Source organism: Actinomadura sp. WAC 06369, assembly GCF_003947565.1.
Taxonomy (GTDB): domain Bacteria; phylum Actinomycetota; class Actinomycetes; order Streptosporangiales; family Streptosporangiaceae; genus Spirillospora; species Spirillospora rifamycini.
Map to the genome: position 1 here is coordinate 93,541 of NZ_QHJN01000011.1, position 8,680 is coordinate 102,220.

Below are 8,680 nucleotides of genomic sequence, written 5' to 3' on the forward strand. Positions count from 1 at the left end.
GCTCCTCTCGGGACAGCCGTCCCCGGAGCGGGGACATTCCCCCGCGGGCCGTGACCTTCAGCCCCCGATGGTCCGCGTCACGGTGAGGTTCTTGCGCTCGCCCGGCGCGCCCCCCGGCTCGTGCCGCCCGTTCACCCATACGTCGCACGCCGAGGCGTCGTAGAGCACCGCGTTCAGCCGCTGGTGGTCGTACTTGCGCGCCTCGCCGCGGGCCAGCGTCTCGTCGCTGAGCACCGTCATCGCCTCGCCCGGGACCGACACGAAGATCTTGCAGGCGCCGCTCTTCGCCCGCACCACCAGCGTGCTGGACGCGACGCCCGCCGGGACGCCCGCGCCCGCCGCGCCGCTCGCCGTCGCGGGCGGCGTCGCCGGGGACTCCGGCCCCTCCCGCATCATCCCGACGATCAGCGCCGTCGCGCCGACCCCGCAGGACGCGACGGTCGCCGCGACGAGCGCCGCCACGACCGTCAGCCGGTACCGGGGCGTCGCCGGGCGCCGTCCCGACCGCGGCCCGGACATCGCCCGCTCCAGCCGGTCCGCCGCCCGCGCGTGGCTGAGCCGCCGCGTCGGGTTCTTCTCCAGCAGCCCGGTGATCACCGGCCCGAGCGTCCCCGCGTTCGCCGGAACCGGCGCCGGCTCGTTCGCGAGCGCGCTGAGCGTCGCCATCACGTTGTCGCGCTCGAACGGCGGCCGCCCCTCCAGCGCGGCGTACAGCGTCGCGCCCAGCGACCACAGGTCCGACCGCGGCGTGGCCTTCTCGCCCGCCGCGACCTCGGGCGCGACGTACGCGGGGGAGCCCATGAAGTGCCCGGTCTTCGTCAGGCTGGCCGACCCCGACGAGAACGCGAGCCCGAAGTCGGTGAGCACCACCCGGTCGCCGTCCAGCAGGACGTTGCTCGGCTTGAGATCGCGGTGGACGATCCCGGCCCGGTGCGCGGTGCCCAGCGCGTCCAGCAGCTTGCGGCCGATGTGCCCGACCCGGTCGGGCGGCAGCGGCCCGGACCGCTCGATGAGCTCCTCGAGGCTCGGCGCCTCGATCAGCTCCATCACGATCCAGGGCCGCCCCTGCTCGATGACGACGTCGTACACCTCGACGATCGAGGGCGTGCGCAACTGCGCCGGGGCCCGCGCCTCCCGCAGGGTGCGCCGGTAGAAGACGACCCGGTCGTCCTCGGAGAGGTCCTCGGGGAGCCGCAGCTCCTTGATCGCCACGGCGCGGTCGAGGAGCTCGTCGTGGCCTCTCCACACGGTGCCGTTGGCACCTTGGCCTATTTCCGAGACCAGCCGGTAGCGCGTCGCGAGAACGAGGCGCTCAGACTGTGACATGGGCGAAAAGATACCGGAGTAGCCATCCGGTCATCCGGCAGTCTCACGACGAAGTTGGATTTGGGGGCGATACCGTGATCTATCGCCCCCACCCCACCCCGCCCACCCTCGCAAAACCCGACTTTCTTCCCCGGACCGGAGGGCGACCGCGGTGCGTCAGCGGCGGCCGATGGTGAGGACCGGGCCCGAGGTGTCGGCGAAGAAGTCCTCGCCCTTGTCGTCCACGACGATGAACGCCGGGAAGTCCTCGACCTCGATCTTCCAGACGGCCTCCATGCCCAGCTCGGGGTACTCGAGGACCTCGACCTTCTTGATGCAGTCCTGGGCGAGGCGGGCGGCGGGGCCGCCGATGGAGCCCAGGTAGAAGCCGCCGTGCGTCTTGCAGGCGTCGGTGACCTGCTGGGAGCGGTTGCCCTTGGCCAGCATGACGAACGAGCCGCCGGCGGCCTGGAACTGCTCGACGTAGGAGTCCATCCGCCCGGCGGTGGTGGGGCCGAACGAGCCGGACGCGTAGCCCTCGGGCGTCTTGGCGGGGCCCGCGTAGTAGACGGCGTGGTCGCGCATGTACTGCGGCATCGGCTCGCCCGCGTCCAGCCGCTCCTTGATCTTGGCGTGCGCGATGTCGCGGGCGACGACGAGGGGACCGGTGAGGGAGAGCCGCGTTTTCACCGGGTACTTCGACAGCTCGGCGCGGATCTCGTCCATCGGCCGGTTCAGGTCGATCTGGACGACCTGGTCGTCGAGCTGGTCGGCGGTGGTGTCGGGCAGGTACTTCGCGGGGTCGGTCTCGAGGCGCTCGAGGAAGACGCCCTCGGCGGTGATCTTGGCGAGGGCCTGCCGGTCGGCGCTGCACGAGACGGCGATGGCGACCGGGCAGGACGCGCCGTGGCGCGGCAGCCGGATCACGCGGACGTCGTGGCAGAAGTACTTGCCGCCGAACTGGGCGCCGATGCCGAGCTTCTGCGTCAGCTCGAACACCTGCTGCTCGAGTTCGACGTCGCGGAAGCCGTGCCCCAGGGGGGAGCCTTCGGTCGGCATCGAGTCGAGGTAGTGCGCCGACGCGTACTTCGCCGTCTTCAGCGCGTACTCGGCGGACGTCCCGCCGACGACGATCGCCAGGTGGTACGGGGGGCACGCGGCGGTGCCGAGGGAGCGGATCTTCTCCTCGAGGAAGGACATCATCCGCTTCGGGTTCAGGACGGCCTTCGTCTCCTGGTACAGGAACGACTTGTTCGCGCTGCCGCCGCCCTTGGCCATGAACAGGAACTTGTAGGCGTCGCCGGGCGCCGCGTACAGCTCGATCTGCGCGGGGAGGTTGCTGCCGGTGTTCTTCTCGTCCCACATCGAGACGGGCGCCATCTGCGAATAGCGCAGGTTCAGGCGCGTGTACGCGTCGTAGACGCCGCGCGAGACGTGCTCCTCGTCCCGGCCGTCGGTGAGGACGTGCTGGCCCCGCTTGCCCATCACGATCGCGGTCCCGGTGTCCTGGCACATCGGGAGGACCCCGCCGGACGAGATGCCCGCGTTCTTCAGCAGGTCGAGGGCGACGAACCGGTCGTTCGGCGACGCCTCCGGGTCGTCCAGGATCTTGCGGAGCTGCGCGAGGTGGGCGGGGCGCAGCAGGTGCGAGATGTCGCGCATGGCGGTCTCGGTGAGCAGCCGCAGCGCCTCCGGCTCGACCTGCAGGAACGTTCGTCCGTTCGCCTCGAAGGTGGAGACGCCCTCGGTGGTGAGCAGGCGGTAGTCGGTGTCGTCCGTTCCGAGCGGCAGCAGGTCGGTGTAGGAGAACTCAGGCATCTCAGGCAGATCCTCGCGCGATTCCGATAGGGGCCGCCTCACAGGGTACGACTCCGGTCCGGCGGAGCGGCGGGGGCGTCGGAAGGTCCGCCGAAGAAGGCGACGATGTCGTCAGATCATGGACCAATGGCCGGTCCGTGACACAAGTCATACCTTCGGACGCTGAACGAGGTGTGACCGACCTTCATCTCCCACTCGACCGGTCCGCGGGGCGGCTGGCGGCGCAGATCGCCGCCGGTTTCCGCGCGGGCGTCCGGTCCGGCCGGCTGACCGCCGGGACCAGGCTGCCGTCGAGCCGAGACCTCGCCCGGGACCTGGCCGTGTCCCGCGGCGTCGTCGTCGCCGCCTACGAGCAGCTCACCGCCGAGGGCTTCCTGGTCGCCCGGCGCGGCGACGGCACCCGGATCGCGCCCCTGGCCCGCCCCGACGACCGCCCGACCGCCCCGCCCGTCCGGTCCGCGCCCCCCGTGCCGGCCGCGCGCACCCCCGTCGAGCACGACCTGCGGCCCGGCAGCCCCGACCTGGCGGCGTTCCCCCGCGACCGCTGGCTGGCCGCCGAACGCGCCGCGCTGAAGGCGCTGCCGGACGACGCCCTCGCCTACCCCGACCCCGCCGGGGCGCTCGTCCTGCGCACCGAGCTGGCCGGCTACCTCGGACGCGTCCGCGCCGCGCACACCGACCCCGGCCGGGTCGTCGTGACGAACGGGGTGGCGCACGCGCTGTCGGCGCTGGTCCGGCTGCTGCGCGCGGACGGCCGCGCCGTGCTCGCCGTCGAGGACCCGACGAGCGTCCGGCAGCTCCCGATGCTGCAGGCCACCGGCGTCCGGCTGGTGCGGGTCCCGGTGGACGGGCAGGGCATCGACGTCGCGGCCCTCGCCCGGACGGACGCGCGCGCGGTGCTCGTCACGCCCGCGCACCAGTACCCGACGGGCGTCGTCCTGTCCCCGGCCCGGCGCGCCGCCCTGATCGCGTGGGCGCGGGACGCCGACGGGCTGGTCATCGAGGACGACTACGACGCCGAGTTCCGCTACGACCGGGAGCCCGTCGGCTGCATGCAGGGGGTCGATCCGGAGCGGGTCGTGCTGCTCGGGTCCGTCAGCAAGGCGCTCGCGCCCGCGATACGGCTCGGCTGGGCGGCCGTCCCGCCGCCGCTCGCCGCCCGCCTGCGGACGCACCGCCTGCACACCGACCTCGGCACGCCCGTCCTGCCGCAGTACACGCTCGCCGAGTACCTGCGCTCCGGCGGCTACGACCGGCACCTGCGCGCCATGCGGCGCCGGTACCGGGCCCGGCGGGACGCCCTCGCCGACGCGGTCCGGCGGCACGTCCCGGGCGCCCGTGTGCACGGCGTTTCGGCGGGCATCCACCTCTACGTGGAGCTGCCCCCGGGCTGCGACGAGGAGCGGGTGGTCGCCCGCGCGTCCCGCGCCGGGCTGTCGGTCGCGGGCGCCCGCCCGATGTGGTCGCCCGGCCGGGCCGCGCACGCGCCGCCCGCGCTCGTCCTCGGCTACGCCGGGCTGGGGGAGGGGCGCCTGGTCAAGGCGGCGGAACTGCTCGGTCAAGCGGTTGCAGCGGGGGCTCACGGGTAGGACAACGGTTCCCGGTGTAGGAGGTACGGATGAGTCTGGAAGAGGCGGCGCGGCAGCTCAAGATGGCCGTGCACGACGGGCAGGTCGCCTTCGACTGCGTGGGGCTGGGCGACCTCGCGCGGGCGCAGGAGCACGCGGTGACCCTGCGTGCGGCGGCCGACGCCGCCGAGGTCGCGCTCGCCCGGGCGATCCAGGACATGACCCCCGAGGAGGCGCAGGCGGAGGGCGAGCGGGCCGTCGCCGCGCTCGAGGAGGGCTGACCGGGTCCGGCGAGACCGGAGCACCGGGCCCCCGCGGCGGCCGCCCCGGGGGCCCGACCGTCCCCGGCGGCGGCCCCGGCCGGTGCCCGGACGGTCAGGGCGCCGTGGGCTCGGGACGGCGCGGCGCCGCGGCGTCCGGCGCGTCCGTCCCGGCCGGGGCGGGGGCGAAGCCCTTCGCGGTCGCGAACACGACCAGCACCAGGAGCGCCGGGACGGCGAACGCGAACCGCAGGCCGTGGTCCGCGCTCAGCGGCTCCACCGCCCCCACCACGGCCGCGCCCAGGACGAACCCGACGTAGTTGAAGATGTTGACCCGGGCCACGGCGACGCCGAGGCCCGTCGGGTCGACCCGTCCGGCGGCCGTGAACGACACCGGCGCGATCACGCTGAGGCCCAGCCCGGCGACGGCGAACGCCGCGATCGCGAACGGCGCGTTCGGCGCCGCGACCACGCCGGCCATCCCGGCGAGGCCCACCGCGCCGCCCAGCCGCACCACCGGCACCGCGCCGGAGCGGCGCACCGCCAGGTCGGCGACGGCCCGGCTGGCCACCATCGCGACCTGGTAGGCGACGTAGCCGAGCGGCGCCACCCAGTCCGCCCCGCCCAGCTCGTCGTCGAGGTACTTCGCGCCGTAGTTGGAGATCGCCGAGTCGGCCAGGTACGCCACCGCCATCGCCGCGCCCACCACCAGGATCGGGCGCCACGGCACCCGCCGCCCGGCGGCCTTCAGCTCCGCGGCGGACGGCCCGTCGCCCTCCTCGGCGCGCCGGTACAGCCCGTGCCCGGTGGCCAGCGACGCCGCGATCCCGACGGCGGCGGCGATGCCGAACCCGGCGGGCAGCGGCAGGTCGACGCCGTTGGCGAGCGACGCCCACAGCCCGCCGAGGATCCCCGCGACGCTCCACACCGCGTAGAAGCCGGTGATCAGGCTCATCCCGTACCGGCGCTCCACCGCGACGGCCTGCGCGTTCATCGACGCGTCCACCGCCCCGACGAACAGCCCGAACAGCGCCACCGCCGCGTACAGCGCGAGGTCGTCGTCGCCGGTCAGCCCGATCAGCACGATCGTCACGGCCACCGCGGGCTGCGACACCCGCAGGACGGGCCCGCTGCCGACCCGGCGGAACAGCGCCCCGGACGCGACGCTGCCCGCGCCCGCGACCAGCGGCACCATCAGCAGCACCAGCGACAGCGTCGCGTCGCTCAGCCCGTGCGCGTCCTGGATCCGCGGCACCTGCGTCACCAGCGACGCGAAGCACAGCCCCTGGACGGCGAACGCGGTGTAGGCCGACGCGCGCGCCCGGCGGTCCCTGGTGTCCATGCGCCCCCGCTAACGTGAGGAAGATTCGCGTCAGCGTAGAGAGCGGGGAACCCGTCAGTCAATGAGGCGGCGGCGCATCCCCCGCACCGCGATCACCCACATCAGCGCGGCGAACCCGGCCAGCACCGCCAGATGCCCGAGGTCCGCCAGCGGCTCGATCCCGAACACCATGTGCCGGACCAACTGCACGCAGTGGTACAGCGGATTCAGCTTCGACGCCGTCTCCGCCCACGCCGGCAGCGCGTCCACCGGGAAGAACGTCCCCGCGATCAGGAACAGCGGCGTCACCACGCCCGTGATCACGTAGTCGAACGAGTTGATCGACGGCACCACCGACGACGTCCACATCCCGAACAGGCCGAACCCCAGGGCCGTGAAGAACGTCGCGACCGGCACCAGCAGCATCCCGAACGACGGGTCCAGCCCGAAGAACAGCGCCACCAGCAGCGGCGTGCACGAGTACACCGCCGACTTCGCCGCGATCCACGACGCCTCCGCCGTGACCAGCTCGTGCACGTCCACCGGCGCCGCCAGCATCCCGTCGTAGGTGTGCTGGAACACCCGCCGGATGTAGCCGTTGAACATCCCCGGGAACACCGACGTGAACAGCGCCGCCGTCCCCACCACGCCCGTCGCCACGAAGTCCAGGTACCGGTAGTCGCCGATCACCGCGACCATCGACCCGAACCCGTAGCCGAAGCACAGCAGGAAGAACGTCGGCTCCACCATCGACGCGAACGACTGCGACGTCCAGTACCGCTTGAACAGCGCCAGCTCGTGCCGCCACACGCCCCGGATCGGCGCCATCTCGAACCGGCGCAGCCGATCCGCCTGCGCGCCGCTCATTCCACGCTCTCCCCGGTCAGCACCACGAACACGTCCTCCAGGTTGGCCGCGCGGCGGACGCCGTCCGCCCCCAGCTCGTCCGCCAGCGACGGCGCGATCGTCTCGGCCTTCAACACCGACACCGACGGGCCCGTCCGCCGCGTCGGCAGCCCCGCGCCCCGCGCCAGCCGCTCCACCTCCGCCAGCCGGTCCGGCGGCCCGTAGTGCTCCACCGCCCGCTCGCCCGCGTACTCGCCGACCAGCTCCGCCGGCGTCCCCCGGGCGATCACCCGGCCGTGCGACATCAGCGCGCACTCGTCCGCCAGCCGCTCGGCCTCCTCGATGTAGTGCGTCGACATCAGCACCGTCGTGCCCCGCGCCCGCAACCCGTCGATCAGCCCCCACAGCTCCGCCCGCACCTGCGGGTCGAGCCCCACCGTCGGCTCGTCCAGCAGCACCAGCCGCGGCCGGTGCACCAGCCCCCGCGCGATCAGCAGCCGCCGCCGCATCCCGCCCGACAGGTCGTCCACCTTCGTGCCCTGGCGCTCCGTCAGGTGCGCGATCGCCAGCGCGTCGTCGACCGCCCCGCGTCGCTCCTTGCGCGGCACCCGGTACAGGTGCGCGAACACCTCCAGGTTCTCCCGGGCCGTCAGCTCCTCGTCGAGGTTGTCCTGCTGCGGGACGACCCCCATCGCCGCCCGCGCGCGCTTGGACTCCCGCGGCACAGGGAACCCCAGCACCTCGATCGTCCCCGCGGTCGGCACCGCCTGCGCCGTGAGCATCTTCATCGTCGTCGACTTCCCGGCCCCGTTCGGGCCGAGCAGCCCCAGGCAGATCCCGGACGGCACCTCCAGATCGAGCCCGTCCACGGCGGTGAAGCCGCCGAACCGCTTCACGACCCCCCGCAGGCTGATCGCCGCCGCCGACCCGGCCCCGACCGCCTCCGGTGCACGTTGCAAGGTCATAGGGGCACCCTAAGTAGTGACGCGGACAAATCCCCACCCTTTTTCCGCGGTCCCCGCCGCTGCGCCCGTTAACCTCTAGGGGTGGACATCCCCTCCCGCCCGGCCGCCGAACAGGCGACGCGCGTCCGCGACCTGCGCGCGTCCGACGCCGACCGGGAACGCGTCGCCGCCGTCCTCGGCGAGGCCCTCGCGGACGGCCGCCTCACCATGGCCGAGCACTCCGAACGCACCGCCGCCGCCTACGCCGCCCGCACCCTCGGCGAACTCACCGGCCTCACGGGCGACCTCTCCCCCGAGGAGGCCCAGCCGATCCTCGTGGACGACCGCCCCGTCTCCGTCGTGTTCGGCCGCACCCGCCGCGAGGGCCGCTGGGTCGTCCCCGTCAAGCTCCCCCTCGTCGCCCTCTTCGGCACCGTCGAGCTCGATCTGCGCGAAGCCGTCCTGCAGCGCCGCCACATCGTCCTCGACTCGCTCGTCCTCGCGGGCCGCGTCCGCCTGCTCGTCCCCGACGGCGTCCGCGTCGACGTCACCGGCCGCACGATCCTCAGCCCCCGCGACCTCGATGGTGGGGCCGTCGGGGGCGGGGCGGGTGCGGAC

The 8,680-nt window shown here is 73.7% G+C and carries 8 protein-coding genes; 3 read left to right on the forward strand and 5 right to left on the reverse strand.

Translation table 11 applies throughout. From position 1 onward, the window contains the following. Window positions 1–57: 57 nt before the first annotated feature. Both DMH08_RS05215 and DMH08_RS05220 read right to left on the reverse strand, forming a co-directional pair. The gene (locus DMH08_RS05215) at window positions 58–1,326 is read right to left on the reverse strand and encodes a serine/threonine-protein kinase (protein ID WP_084550150.1); all 1,269 of its coding nucleotides are present in this window, start codon (window positions 1,324–1,326) and stop codon (window positions 58–60) included. Between the two features lie 156 nt (window positions 1,327–1,482). Continuing rightward, window positions 1,483–3,123 (reverse strand): fumarate hydratase, encoded by a 1,641-nt coding sequence (locus DMH08_RS05220; RefSeq protein ID WP_026402170.1) that lies wholly within the window; start codon window positions 3,121–3,123, stop codon window positions 1,483–1,485. Between the two features lie 173 nt (window positions 3,124–3,296). Between DMH08_RS05220 and pdxR the strand changes: the two genes are divergently transcribed. After that, on the forward strand, window positions 3,297–4,712 hold the full coding sequence (pdxR, locus tag DMH08_RS05225; RefSeq protein ID WP_125612044.1) for a MocR-like pyridoxine biosynthesis transcription factor PdxR: 1,416 nt from the start codon (window positions 3,297–3,299) through the stop codon (window positions 4,710–4,712). A 29-nt stretch (window positions 4,713–4,741) separates the two neighbouring features. Continuing rightward, complete coding sequence (locus tag DMH08_RS05230; RefSeq protein WP_026402168.1) at window positions 4,742–4,972, forward strand: hypothetical protein; 231 nt, start codon at window positions 4,742–4,744, stop codon at window positions 4,970–4,972. 94 nt (window positions 4,973–5,066) lie between these two features. Here the strand turns inward: DMH08_RS05230 and DMH08_RS05235 are convergent, their stop codons facing one another. The 3 genes from DMH08_RS05235 to DMH08_RS05245 are packed head-to-tail and all read right to left on the reverse strand — an operon-like array spanning window position 5,067 to window position 8,083. Next, entirely contained in the window at window positions 5,067–6,293 is a 1,227-nt protein-coding gene (locus tag DMH08_RS05235) for an MFS transporter (RefSeq protein WP_125612046.1), read from the reverse strand. Between the two features lie 54 nt (window positions 6,294–6,347). Beyond that, window positions 6,348–7,139: an ABC transporter permease gene (locus DMH08_RS05240; protein ID WP_125612048.1), complete on the reverse strand. Its 792-nt coding sequence runs from the start codon at window positions 7,137–7,139 to the stop codon at window positions 6,348–6,350. Beyond that, complete coding sequence (locus DMH08_RS05245; RefSeq protein WP_084550147.1) at window positions 7,136–8,083, reverse strand: ABC transporter ATP-binding protein; 948 nt, start codon at window positions 8,081–8,083, stop codon at window positions 7,136–7,138. The genes DMH08_RS05240 and DMH08_RS05245 overlap by 4 nt, the downstream gene beginning before the upstream one ends. A gap of 81 nt (window positions 8,084–8,164) precedes the next feature. On the opposite strand from DMH08_RS05245, the gene DMH08_RS05250 reads away from it, so the two are divergent. Next, the coding region (locus tag DMH08_RS05250) for a DUF1707 SHOCT-like domain-containing protein (protein ID WP_148108579.1) at window positions 8,165–8,680 on the forward strand (516 nt) is incomplete at its 3' end.